The sequence below is a fragment of the Chryseobacterium sp. CS3K3.1 genome, assembly GCF_059515165.1.
The window spans coordinates 38,854-58,226 of record NZ_JCAKRV010000006.1 but is presented as its reverse complement, the minus strand read 5'-3'; the positions used below and the strand labels follow the sequence as shown (position 1 = coordinate 58,226).

Below are 19,373 nucleotides of genomic sequence, written 5' to 3'. Positions count from 1 at the left end.
ATATCAAAATGAAAACGATTACTTTAAAATCACTTGGCGGTGCGGAAACAGTTACCGGATCGAAGCATTTATTAAAAACGCCTGAACTAACTATTCTAATTGATTGCGGCTTGTTTCAGGGTGTAAAATACCTTAGAGAGCAAAACTGGATGCAGCTGGATACCGATGTTTCGGAAATAGACGCCATTATTCTTACCCATGCCCACCTTGATCATTGCGGATATATTCCGCTTATCGTAAAGAATGGGTTTAAAGGTAAAATTTACATGAGCGGTCCTACTAAGGAACTTACAAAACTGATATTACTAGACAGCGCCAAACTTCAGGAAGAAGATGCCGAAAAAGCCAACCGTCATCATTATACAAGGCATCATCCGGCAAAACCTCTGTATACGGTAAATGACGCTGAAAGGTCTTTTAAGCAGTTTTTTGTGATTGATGAAAATGAGGAAATTAAGCTAAGCGAACATATAAGCTGTATGTTTAAGCCCTGCGGGCATATTATAGGAGCCTGTTCGGTGAGAATTACCTGCTTTGGGAAAATAATAGTTTTTTCAGGAGATATAGGAAGAAATCACAGTGCAGTTTTAGCTCCTCCAGATTTTTTTACACAGGCTGATTTTTTGGTTATGGAATCAACTTACGGAGACAGGCTCCACGAAAATAAAGACCTATCGGATCAGTTGGAATATTGGATTAATAAGACTGTAAAAGACCGGGGAAATATAATTATTCCCTGTTTTGCAGTCGGGCGGGCACAGGAAATCATTTATATCCTTCAGGAACTTAAAGACAGGAATAAAATCCCGGGCAGTATTCCGGTGGTGCTGGATAGTCCTATGGCAGCTGCTGCTACCGAAATTATGGTAAGGTACTCAGATTATACATTAGTCGGGAGACAGCAATGGAATGACATTATTGAAAAGATTTACATAACAAAGGATTATACTGAAACCCAGGAAATAATTGCAGAAAAACAATCAAAAATTGTTATTGCAGGAAGTGGTATGATTACAGGCGGAAGAGTGCTGGAATATCTGAAACACTATATCGGTGACAGCAGAAATACAGTACTTATCGTTGGATTTCAGGCTGAAGGTACCAGGGGCCGGGCATTGTTAAATCAATCTCATGAACTTAAAATGCACGGAAAATACTATGAGGTCAGAGCCCATATTGCAGAAATTACAGGGTTATCCGCGCATGCAGATCAGTCTGAATTATTGGAATGGATCAGAAAATATAAAATTCCTCCAAAGCAGGTCATGCTTGTCCATGGTGAGCTGTCTGCATTGGAAGCCCTGAGGGTAAAAATCCAGACGGAGCTTCAGGTTCCGGTTAAGATTCTTAAAAAAGATGAAGAAAGTATTTTAGCACAAGTGGAATAGGAATTTTTTATTTTAAATGACAAATCGCATTGCCACAGGAGTTGTGTCCATAAAGGTCAAAATCGACCACAATAAACTTTCGAAAGCCACCTGTTTTTAAACGCTCCCATAATACTTTCATTTGCTGATTCTTAAAGGATGTGAAAAAAGATCTGTCGAACCTGATAAAAATAGCAGGGTGAAATTCTGCTGATAAGCAAAACAATCAGTAAATTTAGTATCATATCCATTTCGTATGAATTACAATATACCGGAAAATTTGAAAGGGCTTACAGAATCCGAAGTAACCGCTTCCAGAAAAAAATACGGATATAACCGTCTCGAAGCGGTTAAGAAAGAATCCTGGACAGATCTTCTTCTCAACATCCTAAAAGAGCCGATGCTGATTCTTCTTATATGTGTTTCCTTCATTTATGTGCTTACAGGAGATTATGGCGAGGCTTTATTTATGTTTGCTGCTATTGTTGGAGTTACTGCAATTTCTTTTTACCAGGATAACAGGAGCAAAAAGGCACTGGAAGAACTTGAAAAATTGAATGAACCTTTAAGTAAGGTAATCAGGGATTCAAAGATTATAGATATTCCTACTTTTGAGATAGCAGTCGGAGATCTGTGCATTACCGAAGAAGGAAACCTCATCAATGCTGACGGAAGAATTGTTCACAGTAACGATTTTTCTGTCAATGAATCATCCCTTACGGGCGAGAGCTTTTCTGTTTTCAAGGACAGCAGATCCGAAGATAACAGAGTCTACAGCGGAACAATTACTGTTTCCGGACTTGCCGTTTTTGAGGTGGAAAATATAGGAAAAGAAACTAAAGTAGGAAAAATAGGACAGTCTATACTCAATATCAAAACAGAAATATCTCCTTTACAGCTTCAGATCCGGAACTTTGTAAAGGGAATGGCTGTTATCGGAATCATTATCTTTCTTGCAGTATGCATCTTCAGTTTTGTTAAAACAGGAGATTTTGTGACCAGCTTACTCAGCGGACTTACATTGGCAATGTCTGTTCTTCCTGAAGAAATTCCCGTAGCCTTTACAACTTTTATGGCTTTGGGGGCATGGAAACTGATGCGGGAAGGAATTATCATTAAACGAAGCAGTATTGTAGAAACCCTGGGAAGCGTTTCCGTAATCTGTACTGACAAGACAGGTACGATTACGGAAAACTCCATGAAGTTGAAACATCTTTATGACTACCGTTCCGACAGGATTTATGAAGAACCTGAGTTTGGAATAACAGCGCTGCATGAGCTTATTGATTATGCGATGTGGAGTAGTGAGCCCGTACCTTTTGATCCTATGGAAATAACACTGCATAAGGTCTATGAGCAGACCCGGAAGCCTGACCAAAGAAAAAATTACCAGCTTTTTCATGAATATCCACTGGAGGGCAAGCCGCCGATGATGACCCATCTTTTTGAAAATGAACAGAAAAACCGCATAATTGCAGCTAAAGGAGCTCCGGAAGCCATTATCAGTGTTTCCAGTCTTTCAGAAGAAGAAAAAAACAAAATTAGAAAGTTAATAAAGAATTTCGGAGAACAGGGATTCAGGGTTCTCGGTGTTGCCAGATCTCATTTTGAAGGAAATGATTTCCCGGATAAACAGCAGGATTTTAAATTTGACTTTCTAGGATTGACCGTATTTTACGATCCTCCCAAAAAAGGAATAAAAGAAGTATTTAAACATATTTACGACGCCGGTATTCAGGTAAAAGTCATTACAGGAGATAATGCAGATACTACTAAAGCCATTGCATTGCAGGCAGGAATAGTAAACAATACTCCGCCTGTTAATGGAAGTGAAATAGCCGCCTGTTCAGAATCAGATCTTATAAAACTTTCTGAAGAGACTACTTTGTTTACACGAATGTTTCCGGAAGCAAAGCTTGAAGTGGTTTCTGCCTTGAAAGAACAGGGCCATGTAGTGGCCATGCTGGGGGACGGTGTGAATGACGGTCCTGCTTTAAAAGCAGCTCATATTGGGGTGGCAATGGGAAATAAAGGAACTGAAATTGCCAAATCAGCCGCAGCATTGGTCATCACCAATGACGATCTGGATAAGCTTGTAATTGGGGTTGCTGCAGGAAGAAGAATTTATGCCAATATAAAAAAAGCGGTCCAGTATATTATTTCTATTCATATTCCTATTATACTCACCGTTTCTTTGCCTTTATTTCTGGGCTGGGTATTTCCCCATATTTTTACTCCGGTGCATGTTATTTTTCTGGAACTGGTTATGGGGCCGACGTGTTCCATTGTTTATGAGAATGAACCAATGGAAAAAAATGCGATGCAAAGGCCTCCGAGACCATTGACAGATACTTTTCTTAATTGGAAAGAGCTTGCAATAAGCATAATTCAGGGGATCATCATTACTGCAGGAATATTATGGCTGTATCAGTACTCTGTCAGTCATGGAAATGGTGAAGCTAAAACCAGAGCATTGGTTTTCACTACGCTTATATTTTCCAATATACTGCTAAGTCTGGTGAACCGTTCTTTCTATTACAGCATGCTGGAGTGTTTTAAGAACCGAAACGTCCTGCTTGCCGGGATTTCAGTATTGGTGCTAATTTTCCTTCTGATTATTCTCTATGCAGCTCCTGTTTCCGGATTTTTCAGTGTAACCGCTCTCAATGTAGAAGAACTTGGACTGGCACTGCTCACTGCTTCAGTTTCCGTACTGTGGTTTGATGTTTATAAATTCATAAAAAGACTTTATTTTAGGAAATAATCAATATGGAAAATTAATTATCTATAATAAGTATATATAATTTTGATTCGTATGCCGGAAATTAGATATGGACACTATAGAAAGTCTGTAAGGATGAGTACGGATATTATTTCTCTGAATCTCAGATTCAGGTAGCAGAGGAATATACTAATAAACTTAAACTGTTTGAGTTCTTTTCAACATCAAACAAAATTGAGAATTGTTACCAACAAAATCTACACGCCTGCAATTATATATCTACAGAATTACTTTGTGATTACCTTAATGATCATTGTAGATTTGTTCCATTATAAAAGTACTGATGAAACCTTGCAGCTTACGTTGAAAGCATTTAAATAATTTAACATTAATAAACGTCCATATATTAATAAAAAATAACATATTTTATGTTATATTGATTTGATTTTTTCCCCGGCGAGATCCGGGGATTTTTTGTGGTAATTCTTTTAATGGGTGTCTGGTGTATCAGGGACATTGTCTTTATTATCTATTCTAAATAAGTTGACATTAAGTACAATTAAAATCTACACCACTATAATTTATATCTACAGAATTTCTTTGTTACTACTTTATTGATCATTGTACATTTGCCCCATCATCAAAAGGTGCCTGATGAAACTCATCATTTATTAATTTATATCCCAATTAAAATTTTTACAGAATGAAAAAATCTTATTTTCTACTTCTTTTAGCATTTTCAGGTTTAAGCTTCGGGCAAACCAACCATACCTGTTCTACCGCCAGACAGGTCACCCAATTCCCCTATACTTTTGATCAGACAGATGGAATAACATCTCCAGCTGATGGCTTGATAACTGCTTGTCCGGATGAAATGAATGATGGCCTTTGGTATTCTTTTACAGGTGATGGGAGTTATGTAAGTATTAAAGTTACTGCTACATCAGATTGGTACTATCAGATAGGAGTATTTACAGGAAGTTGTAACGCTCTTGTATGTGGAGCAAAAACACATCTTTATGATCTAGCACCGGTTAAAACACTTACCATTCCAACTGTAACTGGAACCATTTATTATGTAAATGTTGGTGCGTATTTACCGCATACAGATATTCCAGAGGGGAATTTCAAAATAGAAATAAACAAGATAGACATTGCACCAACTAATGACCAATGTTCAACAGCCAAGCAAGTTACTCAATTGCCATATGCATGGACCCAAGTTAATGGTGTTTATGCCGCCAATGATGGCTTGACAGATACTTGTTCAGATAGCATGAATAATGGTCTCTGGTATTCTTTTACAGGGGATGGAAATAATACAACAATTAAAACCATTACTCTTTCTGACTGGAATCATCAGATAGGAGTATATACCGGAAATTGTAACGCTCTTGTATGTGCAGAAACAAAAAATAGTGAAGGTGGAGGTATAGGAAAAATTGAAACAATGACTATTCCTACTACAGCTGGAACCACCTACTATGTAAATGTTGGTAATCATGATGGCTCTGATGATCGTTCAGAGGGAAATTTCATTATTCAGATTACTACAGAATCTTCACTGGCTACTCATGAGACATCTGGTTCAAAAGCTGGCAGTCCTATCAAATTATATCTAAATCCATTCACAGATGAATTACATATTTCTGATAGTACCAAAGTAAAATCAATTTCGGTTTTTGATATTTCAGGGAAGTTGGTTAAAACTGTTGATAAACCTGATTCTGTTCTTTATTTAGGAGAGCTGAAGCAGGGAGTATATTTAATTACTTTGAATCAAAAAGACGGTTCTAAACAAACGCTGAAAGCGATTAAGAAATAAATTGGCGTGTACATAATTTGTACTGTATCATAGTCCTTGTATAACGTATTACATTGATGAGCAAAGTTGAAAAACTTTGTTTGTTAATAAAAAGCGACTCATCTCAGATTTGAGTTTTCATGGTTATTAGTTTTTTTTATCCCCGGTTAATCCGGGGATTTTTCTTTTTATAACTTAGGGTAAAAGTCAACTATAGAAGTAAAAGAAATTGCTTTTTAGCAAATTAATGACCGGAAATGTTAAGAGGTTGGGAATTGATTTTTAATAAAACTACGATGCCCGGGAAATCATTTTCACTTACTCTCCAAAATTTACGTTAAACTTTTGAGTGGTCGCAAAAGCATTACAAGTATAAAAATTTTATTTTTTAATCGAATATCTCACGTAATCAAGTTTTTTTAAAATAAACACCAATGGAGAAAAATGATATACAAAGTAAACTTTTATAAAATTGATAAACCCATCTTTAAGACTTTAATTGTACTCATTTTCCAATATCTGCTGACAAATTTCTAAATTAATTTGCTAATAATATAAAATGACTTATTTTTAGTATTTTATTACAAAAATACTATTCAATGCCGAAAAAAATTATAAGAAATCTTCAAATTGGCGTAGTGATTTCTTTGATGCTTCTGATTGCTAGTTCCATAGCATCTTATATCAGCATACATAAGCAGATGGAGAATAGGAAAGAGTTGTTAAAAAATAAGGAATCTATAAGCTTGGCAAAAGATATCTTAAATACTCTTTTAAATGCTGAAACGGGAAATAGGGGATATCAGCTTACCGGCCGGGAAAATTTTCTTGAACCTTTCAATAAAAGTAAGGATGAATATCCGCTTCTTGTTTCGAATATAGATAGGCTTAATCTTAAAAATAAAGATCAGATTAATGTCCTAAATGAACTTCTACATGCTTCGGAAATGATGATGAAGGAATATGTCATGCTTATTGAGAATCGTAGAAAGGGAGTATTAATGAGTCCGGAAGAACTTTTACAAGACAAGGAGGCTATGGACAGATGTCGCAGGCTCGTTCAGAAATTTGTAAAAAATGAGGAAGTTCAACTTGCCATAAAAAATGAAGATCTGAATAAATCTTCCAACTGGACTGTTTTGTTCATCATCTTTTCTGCCGTTGCAGCTATCGGTGTAACCCTTTTTGTTTATATACAACTAAAATCTGACCTTATTCGTCGTGGTAAGTTAGAAAAAGATCTGTTTTACACTAAGGAAATGCTTGAGGAAACAGGCTCAGTAGCCCAGGTGGGAGGCTGGGAAGCCAATATGAAGACCGGAAAGCTTTTCTGGTCTCAAAGTACTAGAGAAATTCACAAAATAGAAAATAATTTCCAGCCTACTTTTGAAAATGCCCTTGGATTTTATAAAGGAAAAAGCGGGGATAGAATAAAATATCTTTTTAACAGGGCAATACAACAAGGAATTCCTTTCGATGAGGAGCTTCAGTTGTTGCGTAATGATGGCGCCACGATCTGGGTAAGAGTAAAAGGTATTCCTGAATTTGAAGGTGATAGCTGTAAAAGAGTTTTTGGAATCATTCAGGACATTGATGCATTCAAAAAAATGTTTCTCGAGGTTACCCGGAAGGAGGCTATAATGCAGTCTTTTGTCACTGATGTTCCTGTTCCTTTGGCCATGTTTGATAAAGATCTTAACTATATTGCTGTAAGCAGCAGATGGAGAGAGGAATTTAATATGAATGATATAGATCTTATCGGTAATAATCTTTTCACAATATCACCTAATATTCCCGAAGAAGGAAAAGAGATCTATAAGAATGCGCTGTTGGGAAAAACGTACATCAACGGTGATTTTACGTTAAAGGTGGAAGGAAAAGAAGAAATTCAGCATTACGACCTTAAAGTGGGACCTTGGTATCTTACAAAAGATGAAGTAGGCGGTGTCATTATTTCCATACAGAATATTACCAATGCTGTTAAGATCAATGAAGAACTGAAAAATGCCAAAGAAACAGCAGATACAGCCAGCAAAGCAAAATCCGAATTTCTGGCCAATATGAGTCATGAGATCAGGACTCCTTTAAACGGAGTTATAGGTTTTTCAGACCTTCTCCTCACGACACCGCTGAATGAAACACAGATGCAATATCTGAATTACATCAATGAGTCTGGGGAAAATCTGCTTAGCATCATCAATGATATTTTGGATTTTTCTAAAATAGAATCCGGAAAAATGGAGCTTTTTATTGAAAAATGTGATGTTTATGATATGGTAAGCCAGGTAATCAATGTGATCATTTATCAATCCCAGAAAAAAGATATTGAACTTCTTCTCAATATTGAGCCAGGCCTTCCGAAAATACTTTTTATGGATGAAGCAAGGTTAAAACAGATCTTGATCAATCTTCTGGGGAATGCTGTCAAGTTCACAGAAAAGGGAGAAATCGAGCTTAAAGTAGAGAAGTTGCACATGAATGATCATACTATCGCTTTGCGCTTCTCAGTAAGAGATACAGGGATTGGAATCCCTGTTGAGAAACAGAAATACATTTTTAATGCCTTTACCCAGGAAAACAGTTCCATCAGTAAACGATATGGCGGTACGGGTCTGGGGCTTACTATCTCCAACAATATCCTGGGATATATGGGAAGCCATTTGTCGCTGAGCAGCGCAGAGGAAAAAGGGTCTGTATTTTTCTTTGATATTGAAATTCCTTACGAGATCCCTCAACTGAGAGAGGAGGAGGACATAACTATTAAAACGGCCTTAGTGGTTGATGATAATGAAACCAACAGGATTATTCTGGAGCACATGCTTACCTATAAAAATATCAAGTCTACCTTGGCTTCTAATGGGATGGAAGCCTTAGAGATCCTGTTGAAAGGTGGGAGGTTCGATGTGATCCTGATGGATTATCATATGCCCGTTATGTCCGGATTGGAAACTATAAATAAAATAACAGAACTGTTCAATCAGCGAAAAGAAACTTCACCATTTATAGTACTTTCTTCTTCATCTGAAGAACTGGGAATACTTAGTTCAATCAGGAAAATAGAAAATGCGCATTTACTTTTAAAACCCATCAAATCACATGATCTATACAAAACTTTAAAAAAGGTAGACCAAAGTTATACAGTAGAAATTAGTAAGGATCATTCTGAGAAAGTTTCGCATGTATTTGCCTCGGAATTAGAAGTGCTTTTGGTTGATGATAACGTAGTGAATATGGTCCTGAATAATAGAATAATGAGATCTCTTGCACCTGGTATACATCTAACGGAAGCCGTTAATGGGCTGCAGGCTTTGGAAGAATGCCGGAAAAAACAGTTTTCCATTATTATGATGGATGTACAGATGCCGGTAATGAGCGGTATTGAGGCAACACAACATATTAGAATGCTTCCGGGGTATGAACATATACCTATCATAGGTGTTACAGCTGGAAATGTGCTGGGTGAAAAAGAAAAGTGCCTTGAAGCCGGAATGAATGATTTCCTTCCCAAACCTGTAAAGCAGGCGGACCTTCTTGAAATACTCAAAAAATATATTATCGTTTAGAATTGATGAAAAAACAGGACTTGATTTCTTATTAAAATAGAAAGAAAATAAAATAATGTATCTTATTTAGTTAGTGCCATTTGGAAAATTTGTAGCCCCACCAGGAATCGAACCTGGATCTAAAGTTTAGGAAACTTCTATTCTATCCATTGAACTATGAGGCCGGGTTTGACTCATAAAAATACAAATTATTTAATAATCAACAATAAATGCAGAGAATGGAGATTGGGGCAAAGATGTTGGTACCGTTTTGTGCCTTTTTGAATATAATAAAGATACGAAAATGCTTTTATAAAAGGACTGTAGGATAAAAGAATCTGCCCTTTAGAGGCAGATCCAGTAGATAAATACATCTCATTTTTTTAATTAGACAACAATAAAAAGCACAGCCGACAATGCTGTGCTTAAATTTTTATTTCAAATTTAATTGCAATTTCAAGAGTAGTAAGAAAAGCAAATAAAGTTTCCACTTCGATGTTTATTACATAGTAAATGTAGTAATTATTTTAATACCAAATATGAATTTAATGTTAAAATTCACAAGTTATCCACATTTTTTTGTGGATAAGTCCGAAACTCATTTAAAAATCCAGGTTGATGCAGTTTCGATATCCATATCCTGACCTCCTATTGGCTGAATTAGATTCAGCTGATGATTTTCCAAAAAGTTTTACATTGCTTTTTCCAATACATGTGGCGGCATTAGAAACTCTACAGTAAGATACTTCTTAAATTATTGCTCAGAAAGATATTTAAAAACATATTCATTTAAGGTTTTTTTCTCTTCATCACGGCCTTTATTGTCCATATGACTATGATTAATGGAGGTTGTTTGTACTGTTATAGAATACTTTTTTTGTTCTGCCTCATCTGGAAGTACACCTTCATCAGCCGGATAATCATTAGAACGCAGAGTATATACTTTAGGAACAGAAGTTCTGGGCAGAAACATTCTGCGGTTGTCCATTGTGATCAGTTTATATACCAGGTTAGGATGCTGATTGGCGAATAATGCTGCCATATCACCACCATTGGAATGGCCTATTAAGGTCAGATGTTTATAATCCAGTTCCGGTTTCATCTTTTTAAGTTCATTCAGTACAAAAAGAATATTATCCGAACCATTCTGCCAGAAAGGTCTTCTCACCATTTGTAAATTTCCTTCAGTGGGCAACAGATGGTCTGTTGTAAGTTCGTGCTGAATACTTACCGTAAAATAACCTTTTGAAGCCAGTTTTTCAGTCAAATAAGAATAGACAAAATAATCGCCACCCTTATTAAAACCATATCCGTGATTAAAGATAATAACCTGTTGATTGGGAATCTTTTTATTCGTTTTAGAGTGATAAAAGGCTACAGGAATCTTCCGGTTTCTGCTCTGGTCAAAGAAGGTTAAAGTATCAAGTTTTACTTCATAATCATTACCTTCGGTATTTTTTTTTTGTATAGTACAGCTCATCATCAAAACAGAAACTGTAAAAAGGGCAGATATATTATATTTCATACATTGTTTTTATGGGACAGAATAGAAAAATGATCTCAGTTCATCTGCAAATATATGGGGTAATTCCAGGGCGGCAAAATGGCCACCTTCATTCATCTTTTTAAAGCTGGTGACATTCACGAAACGTTCTGCCCATTCTTTCGGAAACTGAGCTTCACGGGGAAATACAAGTACTCCTGCAGGAACATTGCTCTTTTGATGCGCATGTGTTCCGCTCCATAAAGCGGCTGCATCTTCCTTATACATTCTGGCAGAAGAACCAATGGTTTGGGTCATCCAGTAAATCATAATATTGGTGAGCAACTCATCTTTTCCGCCAAATGCCGTTTCAATCATTTCAGGTGGTGCGCCTGCATTGATAAAACTTATGATCCAGCCTGCCAGTCCGACAGGAGAGTCGTTGAGACTATAGGCCAAAGATTGAGGTTTGGTAGACTGTACCATAGCGTAAGCTCCTTCACTGTACCACCATTGCTGAACAAACTGTGCGAATTTCTGTTCCTCTTCACTCATGGTAGCAGGGTCTTCCTGGCCGGTGGGGTAGCCAACATCTGTAAGGTGAGCAGCTTCCAGGGCTTCAGGATATTTTGAAGTCAATGCCTTTACGACTCCCATTCCGATATCTCCTCCGGCAGCACAGAACTTTTCATAGCCAAGCACTTCAGTCATCAGTTTTTTCCACAGATCTGCCACCTTCTCACTGCTGACCGCTGTTTTATCGGAAAAGCCAAACCCCGGAATGGAAGGAATAACCAGATCAAAACTCTGTTCACCTTCCGTAAGCAGTGGAATAATTTTATGAAAGCGGTAATAGCTGTCCGGCCAGCCATGGGTAAGGATCAACGGTTTAGGATTTAAGCCTTTTCCTCTGATGTATTGAAAATGAATTAAAATTCCGTCAATCCGGGTGACATACTGTGGATGCTGATTCAATTGCTGTTCATGCATCTTCCAGTCGTAATCATTGATCCAGTATTGGACAAGTTTTTTCAGGTAGGCCTCGTTGGTTCCGTAGTTCCAGCCGGAACCTTCCGCTTCTCCCGGCCAGCGGACATTTTGCAGACGGTTTTTAAGATCGGTTATCACGGGTTCGGAGATGTTTACTGTAAATGGTTCCATATGATGATATTTTATTGGTGTAAAGTAAACTTGAGGAATGTGTTGATAATAAGTATGTTATCAAAGTTAAAAACTTTCTCTTTTAATACATGTTGTCAAAATCATAAATTTTTGATTTTTTTTTGAGAGAAAAAATGTAACTTTAATTCATTAAAATCTCGTAATACATATTACTGTGAGTCAGGTGTTATTTTTAACCCTGAACATCTTAGGTTCAATTTTCTGAGCCCTATACATTTATTATATCATATCTAAAAGCAAAGACAATGTGTTATTTGCCGTGTCAGTGTTCATTAGCGGTTATTCTGCTTTTGATTATTGATATTTTACTATTAAAAAAAATCATTATGAAAACTTATAAAATTGCCGTAATCGGCGGTACAGGAAAATCGGGACAATATCTGGTGCGAAAATTACTGGAAAAAGGATATTCACTAAAGCTTTTATTAAGACAACCTGAAAATTTTGCTCCTCAAAACCCATTAATCGAAATGATAAAAGGAGATGCAAGGGATGAAACAGCAATCTGTAATTTAATTGAGGGAACTGATCTTGTCATGAGTACTTTGGGACAGCCAAAAGGGGAGAAGTCTATCTTTAGTGATGCTGCCAAAAATATCATCAAAGCAATGAATCATTATGGGAGTAAGCGTTATATTGTAACGACTAGTCTCAGTGTAAATACAGCATCTGATCATAAAAGTGAGCGGGTAAAAATGGCTACAGACTGGATGTATCAGAACTATACTGAGACAACCGCTGATAAGCAGAAAGAGTATGAACTTCTTCTGGAAAGTAACCTCGACTGGACGTTAGTAAGATTACCACTCATTCATCTTACAGAGGAAAACTTTCCAATCGAAACAAATCTTACAGACTGTAAAGGCGAAGGGATCAATGCAGGAGATCTGGCTGAGTTTCTGGTTTCTCAGATTGAAAATTCTGAGTATATCAGGGAAAGTCCGTTTTTGTATAATCTGAAAGAGTAAATAATCTATAAAGAAGAAGCTGCCACAATCTTGTCATTCTGAATGAAACGAAGTGTAATGAAAAATCTCATATCATTGGTTATTAATGGGATTCTTTCTTTGTCAGAATGACCATTGTGGCAGTTTTTTTATTGAGTATTAAGATTTTCTATTTTTTGCGGCCATAGATCAGGATGCGCTTGAATGCATAGATAGCCGTATATTTTGTAAACCTTTTGGCGATACGCGATTTAAATTCGGAGATGAATTGTTCTTTCTGTTCTCCTTCCAGACGCTCTAAATAAGGCAATAATGCGGTTCCTGAAATAAACTCATATAAGGCTTCGTGATCATCTGCAATGATAGGATAAACCTTCTGAAATATTTCAATATCCTGAATTCCATTATCAAATAATATCTGGGCATAATCGTCCATTGAAAGGACTGGTGAATCACGGTTAAAATGATTTAACTGCGACTTGTAAGGCTCCTCATTTGCCATTTCCGTTAGAATCTGGTTCAGAATATTTTCTTTCTGAACGGGCATTTGTATGGCTAATTGTCCATTCTCTGAAAGTAATCCAATGATTTTAGGAAATAAAGTTTCGTGATCATCAGCCCACTGTAAAGCGGCATTACTGAAGACAAGATCCCATTTTTCGTCAGACTGCGCTGTTTCTTCAATGCTCTGAAGCTTAAAGTGTAAATGATCGTTTTCATATTTCTTCGATTTTTCAAGCATTTCTGCTGATGAATCAATTCCCAAGAATGTAGAGCCTGTGAGTTTTTCCGTAAGAATAGAGGTTTGTTCTCCGGTTCCACAGCCTAAGTCAATAGCTTTAATATTGTTTTCAGGCTTGATTAACGCTGCTAAATCATAAAAGGGTTTGTAACGTACATCTTTGTATTGATCATATAATTCAGGATTCCAGGGCATAAATAATAATTTTGTAATGAGTTGATAAGTTGAATAAAGATAAGTAATCTCAATAAAAAACCGGCTGTTTTTAAACAGCCGGTTGTGTATTTATTGTTCCAGTTTTTCTTTGATGTATTTTGCCGTATAAGACTTTTTATTTTTAGTCAGATCTTCCGGTGTTCCTGCAAATACAACTTCTCCGCCGTGTTTTCCAGCTTCCGGACCGATATCGATAATATAATCGGCACATTTGATAATATCAGGCTGATGCTCAATAACAATCACCGAATGTCCTAGATCAATCAACGCCTGTAATGACTTCAGTAATTTTTGAATATCGTGGAAGTGAAGCCCTGTGGAAGGCTCATCAAAGATGAATAACGTTTTATCTGTTGTTACCCCTTTTACAAGGAAAGAAGCCAGTTTCACACGCTGTGCCTCACCTCCGGAAAGGGTAGAAGAGCTTTGTCCCAGTTGTAAATAACCTAAACCTACTTCCTGTAAAGGTCTCAGCTTCGTTACGATCTTTTCTTCATTATTATCTTTAAAGAATTCCAATGCTTCATCTACGGTCATATGAAGGATATCAGAGATGTTTTTCTCATCAAATCGTACTTCAAGGATCTCATTTTTGAATCGTGTTCCTTTACAAACCTCACATTCAAGCTCGATATCCGCCATAAACTGCATGGAAACATTGATCACTCCTTCTCCTTTGCATTCATCACATCTTCCGCCATCTACGTTGAAAGAGAAGTGTTTCGGCTTATAACCCATCATTTTGGCTACTTTCTGCTTGGCAAAAAGATCACGGATATCATCGTAAGCCTTTAGATAAGTTACAGGATTTGAACGGGATGATTTTCCAATCGGGTTCTGGTCAATCAATTCAATGTTTTTGATCAGTTTCTTCGGGAATTCTACAGCATCATAATCTCCTTTTTTACCGCCCATTCCCAACTGGATCTGGATGTCATTGGTAAGAATTTCTTTCATCAAAGTAGATTTTCCACTTCCTGAAACTCCGGAAATAACAACCAGATTTTCCAAAGGCACATCTACATCTATATTTTTAAGATTATTCTGACGGGCTCCTTTAATGTGAATCCATTCTTTTGCTTTTCTTCTTTTCTTCGGAACTTCTATTTCAAGTCTTCCGGTAAGGTATTCTGAAGTAAGTGTATTCGCTTTTTTCAGATCCTTATAATCTCCGGCAAATACCAGTTCCCCGCCAAGATAACCTGCTTCCGGGCCAATATCAATAATATAGTCAGCCGCTCTCATTACATCCTCGTCATGTTCTACTACAATCACGGTATTTCCGAGGTCGCGAAGATTTTTCAATACTTCGATCAGGTTTTCCGTATCTTTGGAATGCAGCCCGATAGAAGGCTCATCCAGAATATAAATAGAACCTACCAAAGAACTTCCTAAGCTTGTTGCCAGGTTAATTCTCTGACTTTCTCCTCCTGAAAGGGTATTCGAAGTTCTGTTTAATGTTAAATAACCTAATCCTACTTTTAATAAAAATTCCAGACGGGTTGTGATTTCGTAAATCAGTCTCTTGGCGACTTCTTTGTCATGATCTGAAAGTTTTAATCCGTTGATCACCGGAGCCAGTTCATCCAAAGGAAGTTCAATCATCGATTGAATATTGTGTCCGTCTACTTTTACCCAGCTTGTTTCTTCACGAAGCCTCAAGCCTTCACATGTCGGACAAAGGGTTTTTCCTCTGTAGCGGGAAAGCATTACTCTGTACTGGATTTTGTATAGATTTTCTTCAAGCATCTTGAAGAAATTGTTGATGCACGGGAAATTACTCCTTCCGTCACCTTTCCAAAGGAAGTTTTTCTGTTCTTTTGTTAATTGATGATAAGGTTTGTGGATAGGGAAATCACCTGCCTTTTTGATGAAATCTTTTTTCCATTCGCTCATGGTTTCTCCTCTCCAGCAGACAACGGCATCTTCGTAGATAGAAAGAGTTTTATTAGGAACTACAAGATCTTCGTCAATTCCGATCACTTTTCCGTATCCTTCACATGCCGGGCAAGCTCCGTAGGGGTTATTAAAGCTGAAAAAATGAACGTTGGGTTCAAGGAACTCCATTCCGTCCAGCTCAAATTTATTGGAGAATTCTTTTACCTTCTCAGTGTTTGTATTCTTTAATGAACAATAGCCGCGTCCTTCATAAAATGCCATTTGAATAGAGTCCGCAAGTCTTTGTAAAAAGCTTTCGTCTTCCTCATAGGAGAAACGGTCGATGACAAGATTGATCGTCATCCCTTTTTCCGGAGCAAAACCAAAACTTTCCAGATCTTCAATCCCGGCTACATTTCCATTGATTTCAAGCCTTGTGAAACCTGCCAGCTTTAAAACATTCAGGGTTTCTTTAAAATTGTCTGCATCATATTCCAAAGGAGCAGTTAATAGAAAGGATGTATCTTTTTTTGAAGCCTTGATGAAGTCAACTACATCAGAAACTGAATCTTTCTTCACTTCTTCTCCCGAAACCGGTGAAAAGGTTTTCCCGATCCTCGCAAATAAAAGTTTCATATAATCGTAGATCTCTGTAGAAGTTCCCACCGTAGAACGAGGGTTGGAAGAAATTACTTTCTGCTGGATGGCAATAGAAGGGGCGAGTCCTTTGATATCATCTACTTTTGGTTTTTCAAGTTTTCCCAAAAACTGACGGGCATAAGAACTTAAACTTTCAACATATCTTCTCTGTCCTTCTGCGTAGATTGTATCAAAAGCCAAAGAGGACTTACCGCTTCCTGAAACTCCTGTAATAACAATCAGTTTGTTCTTTGGAATAAGGACGTCTATATGTTTCAGATTATTAAGATGTGCATTCTTAACGAAAATCTGCTTTTTTATATCTATTTCTGTTGTGTTAGCCATATTTTGTTTATTCATAAAAGTAACTGTAAAGCATTAAAACTTTCAGTATAATGGTGTTTTGCCTGAGAATCTTTCCAGGCTGTCATCAATTGAACTTTTACCTAAATTCTGATTTCGCCTGATATTTTGCCAGCATTTCTCCAAATAATGCCAACAAAATTACTGTTTGAAAAAGAATGTTTTCATCGTAAAATTAAGACCCACAAAATTACGAAATTTTAGCGAAAAATTTACGCTTATCTTATTGTTAAAAATTGTTATCATGATCGTTATATGAAATAGGTTAAACCCATATTTTGCTTTCAAAACCGTATCAAAAGGTGTATGTTTTGTGGACTTAATTTTATTTTGCTGTTTATTTTACAGTGTTTTATATAATTTTTTAAAATATATTGTGTTTTTTTATTGAACTATTGTTTTATATTGTAAAATTATTTAAAATTGCATTCATAAATATGTAATAGAGAAATGAGAAAATTATTCAGAGATCTGGTTACACATTTAATGAGAAAAAGATAGAAATTACTCCCTCAGAAAGATGCAGTGTAAAGCTGCATCTTTTTTTATGACAACTATCATTTGCCTGTCTTGGTGAACTCCCTTACTTTTGGACTCTCTTAAAAAACTACGGAAACGATTATGATCAAAAAGATAGGAAGTGCTTTTTTTCTGGGATCTTTACTTTGGGTAAATGCACAGGAAAAGACAACAGATATTGAAAGCATTGAATTTCAGGGGAAATTTATCTCTACACCTTATAAAAGTGCTAACCAGAACATCAGCGTGATCACCAGAGAAGATATTGTAAATTCTCCGGCTAAAAGTATCGACGAAATTCTTCAGCAGGTGTCGGGAATGGATATCAGAAGGAGAGGAGCCAATGGAGTGCAGAGTGATATCGGTTTCCGTGGTAGTTCTTTTGAGCAGGTTCTTTTGTTATTGAACGGAATCAGGATGAATGATTCCCAGACCGGACATAATAATATGAATATTCCGGTAGATCTGGATGAAGTAGAAAAGATAGAAATCATAAAAGGCCCGGCCGCAAGACGTTTCGGACAGAATGCTTATGCAGGTGTTATCAATATCATCACCAAAACTTTTCCGGGAAAAAAAGTGAAGATAAGCGCTGAGGGAGGAGATTATGGAAGTTATGGTCTGGGATTTAATGCGCAGATCGGAAATGAAAAGTTCACAAACTCCCTGCAGGCGAATTCAGCTTCATCAGAAGGGTATATGTTCAATACGGATTATGAGATCAGAAATGTATTTTATCAGGGAAAACTGAATATCAAAAACGGAGATGTGAGAGTTCAGGCCGGCTTTTCAGAAAAGAAATTCGGAGCCAATGGCTTTTATGCTTCCAGTGCTGCGACGAAGCAGTATGAGGAAACGCAGGCTTCTATCGTAAGTGTAGCTCATCAGCAGACTTTTGGAAAGCTGAAACTTAACTCTAATGTGTATTGGAGAAGAGGGCAGGATATGTACCTTTATGACAGATGGAATCCTGATTTTTACCGAAATATGCACATTGGAAATAATGCAGGTGGAGAAGTGAATTCCAGCTATCAGTGGGGGTTGGGAACAACCGGAATTGGTGTTGAGCTGAGAAAAGAATTTTTAGTAAGCAGTAATTTGGGTGACCGAAACCGTTTTGTCTCTCAGGTTTTCTTTGAACATCATTTTTCATTACTGGATAAAAAACTGAACATCAGTCCGGGAATTTCATGGGCCAATTATTCTAAGGAAGGAAATTTCTTCTATCCGGGTCTGGATGTAGGCTATAACTTTAATGCCAATTCTAAAATGTATGGAAATATTGCAAAAGTACACCGTGTACCCACTTTTACTGAATTGTATTATGTAAGTAAAACGGAACAGGGAAACCCGGATTTGCAGCCTGAAAATGCGATTTCTTCAGAAGTAGGATATCAATATCTAAATAACAGGATTTTAGCAAAAATAAGTGGATTTCTAAGAAACTCCAATAATTCCATTGACTGGGTAAAAAAAGATCTGAGCGATAAAATATGGTACGCCCAAAACGTAGGTGATATCAAGACCAAAGGAATTGAAGCAGAGTGGAGCCACAGACCGACCGACTGGTTAAAATATACGGTTGGTTATACCTACATTGACAGCAAATATGAAGAAAAAACTGGTGTGGTTTCAAGATATATTCTGGATAATCTGAAACATCAGTTTGTGTCCAAGTTAGAGGTAAAATTCCTGAAAAACTTTACCAATGAACTTGTTTACCGTTACAATGAAAGAGTTAATCTGGGAACGTATAATCTTGTAGATGAGAAGCTGAGCTTTGCTAAAAAAGATTACTCAGTATATGTGTTGATTAACAATTTGACCAACACAAAATATACCGAAGCATTTGGGGTGGGAATGCCGCAAAGATGGTTCCATATTGGTTTTTCTTATACAATCAATATTAAGTAATTGTTAATTTACACATGAATAAAAGTTAATATTAACAAATTGTTAAAAAATTTAC

Annotated in this window: 10 protein-coding genes and 1 tRNA gene; 6 read left to right on the top strand and 5 right to left on the bottom strand. The window is 36.8% G+C overall.

Features of this window, described 5'->3' with window-relative positions:
- Window positions 1-8: 8 nt before the first annotated feature.
- The 4 genes from AC5YGI_RS07635 (at window position 9) to AC5YGI_RS07620 (ending at window position 9,456) form a co-directional block, all read left to right on the top strand.
- The gene (locus AC5YGI_RS07635; RefSeq protein ID WP_330746238.1) at window positions 9-1,388 is read left to right on the top strand and encodes an MBL fold metallo-hydrolase RNA specificity domain-containing protein; all 1,380 of its coding nucleotides are present in this window, start codon (window positions 9-11) and stop codon (window positions 1,386-1,388) included.
- 235 nt (window positions 1,389-1,623) lie between these two features.
- Window positions 1,624-4,131 carry a cation-translocating P-type ATPase gene (locus AC5YGI_RS07630; RefSeq protein ID WP_496167928.1) on the top strand — a complete coding sequence of 836 codons (2,508 nt, stop codon included), beginning with the start codon at window positions 1,624-1,626 and terminating at the stop codon, window positions 4,129-4,131.
- A 661-nt stretch (window positions 4,132-4,792) separates the two neighbouring features.
- The gene (locus AC5YGI_RS07625; protein ID WP_496167927.1) at window positions 4,793-5,914 is read left to right on the top strand and encodes a T9SS type A sorting domain-containing protein; all 1,122 of its coding nucleotides are present in this window, start codon (window positions 4,793-4,795) and stop codon (window positions 5,912-5,914) included.
- A gap of 578 nt (window positions 5,915-6,492) precedes the next feature.
- Window positions 6,493-9,456, top strand: a complete 2,964-nt coding sequence (locus AC5YGI_RS07620) for a response regulator (RefSeq protein ID WP_496167926.1) — start codon at window positions 6,493-6,495, stop codon at window positions 9,454-9,456.
- Window positions 9,457-9,548: 92 nt separating this feature from the next.
- On the opposite strand, the gene AC5YGI_RS07615 is transcribed toward AC5YGI_RS07620, so the two are convergent.
- From AC5YGI_RS07615 to AC5YGI_RS07605, 3 genes are all read right to left on the bottom strand, one after another.
- Window positions 9,549-9,620: transfer RNA gene (locus AC5YGI_RS07615), tRNA-Arg, on the bottom strand.
- Between the two features lie 569 nt (window positions 9,621-10,189).
- Entirely contained in the window at window positions 10,190-10,960 is a 771-nt protein-coding gene (locus AC5YGI_RS07610; protein WP_330746242.1) for an alpha/beta fold hydrolase, read from the bottom strand.
- 9 nt (window positions 10,961-10,969) lie between these two features.
- Entirely contained in the window at window positions 10,970-12,079 is a 1,110-nt protein-coding gene (locus AC5YGI_RS07605; protein ID WP_330746243.1) for an epoxide hydrolase family protein, read from the bottom strand.
- A gap of 347 nt (window positions 12,080-12,426) precedes the next feature.
- On the opposite strand from AC5YGI_RS07605, the gene AC5YGI_RS07600 reads away from it, so the two are divergent.
- Entirely contained in the window at window positions 12,427-13,068 is a 642-nt protein-coding gene (locus AC5YGI_RS07600; protein ID WP_330746244.1) for an NAD(P)-dependent oxidoreductase, read from the top strand.
- A gap of 148 nt (window positions 13,069-13,216) precedes the next feature.
- Here AC5YGI_RS07600 and AC5YGI_RS07595 read toward each other — a convergent pair whose 3' ends face one another.
- Both AC5YGI_RS07595 and uvrA read right to left on the bottom strand, forming a co-directional pair.
- Window positions 13,217-13,984: a methyltransferase domain-containing protein gene (locus AC5YGI_RS07595; RefSeq protein WP_330746245.1), complete on the bottom strand. Its 768-nt coding sequence runs from the start codon at window positions 13,982-13,984 to the stop codon at window positions 13,217-13,219.
- A gap of 90 nt (window positions 13,985-14,074) precedes the next feature.
- A complete protein-coding gene (gene uvrA, locus AC5YGI_RS07590; protein ID WP_496167985.1) occupies window positions 14,075-16,867 on the bottom strand; it encodes an excinuclease ABC subunit UvrA in 2,793 nt (930 codons plus the stop codon).
- 639 nt (window positions 16,868-17,506) lie between these two features.
- On the opposite strand from uvrA, the gene AC5YGI_RS07585 reads away from it, so the two are divergent.
- Entirely contained in the window at window positions 17,507-19,318 is a 1,812-nt protein-coding gene (locus AC5YGI_RS07585) for a TonB-dependent receptor plug domain-containing protein (RefSeq protein ID WP_330746246.1), read from the top strand.
- Window positions 19,319-19,373: the final 55 nt, after the last annotated feature.

What these genes read in the sequence shown, in the direction of transcription:
- AC5YGI_RS07635 (WP_330746238.1), top strand. Translation starts at nt 9, where the DNA reads ATGAAAACGATTACTTTAAAATCACTTGGCGGTGCGGAAACAGTTACC.
- AC5YGI_RS07630 (WP_496167928.1), top strand. Translation starts at nt 1,624, where the DNA reads ATGAATTACAATATACCGGAAAATTTGAAAGGGCTTACAGAATCCGAA.
- AC5YGI_RS07625 (WP_496167927.1), top strand. Translation starts at nt 4,793, where the DNA reads ATGAAAAAATCTTATTTTCTACTTCTTTTAGCATTTTCAGGTTTAAGC.
- AC5YGI_RS07620 (WP_496167926.1), top strand. Translation starts at nt 6,493, where the DNA reads ATGCCGAAAAAAATTATAAGAAATCTTCAAATTGGCGTAGTGATTTCT.
- AC5YGI_RS07610 (WP_330746242.1), bottom strand. Translation starts at nt 10,960, where the DNA reads ATGAAATATAATATATCTGCCCTTTTTACAGTTTCTGTTTTGATGATG.
- AC5YGI_RS07605 (WP_330746243.1), bottom strand. Translation starts at nt 12,079, where the DNA reads ATGGAACCATTTACAGTAAACATCTCCGAACCCGTGATAACCGATCTT.
- AC5YGI_RS07600 (WP_330746244.1), top strand. Translation starts at nt 12,427, where the DNA reads ATGAAAACTTATAAAATTGCCGTAATCGGCGGTACAGGAAAATCGGGA.
- AC5YGI_RS07595 (WP_330746245.1), bottom strand. Translation starts at nt 13,984, where the DNA reads ATGCCCTGGAATCCTGAATTATATGATCAATACAAAGATGTACGTTAC.
- uvrA (WP_496167985.1), bottom strand. Translation starts at nt 16,867, where the DNA reads ATGGCTAACACAACAGAAATAGATATAAAAAAGCAGATTTTCGTTAAG.
- AC5YGI_RS07585 (WP_330746246.1), top strand. Translation starts at nt 17,507, where the DNA reads ATGATCAAAAAGATAGGAAGTGCTTTTTTTCTGGGATCTTTACTTTGG.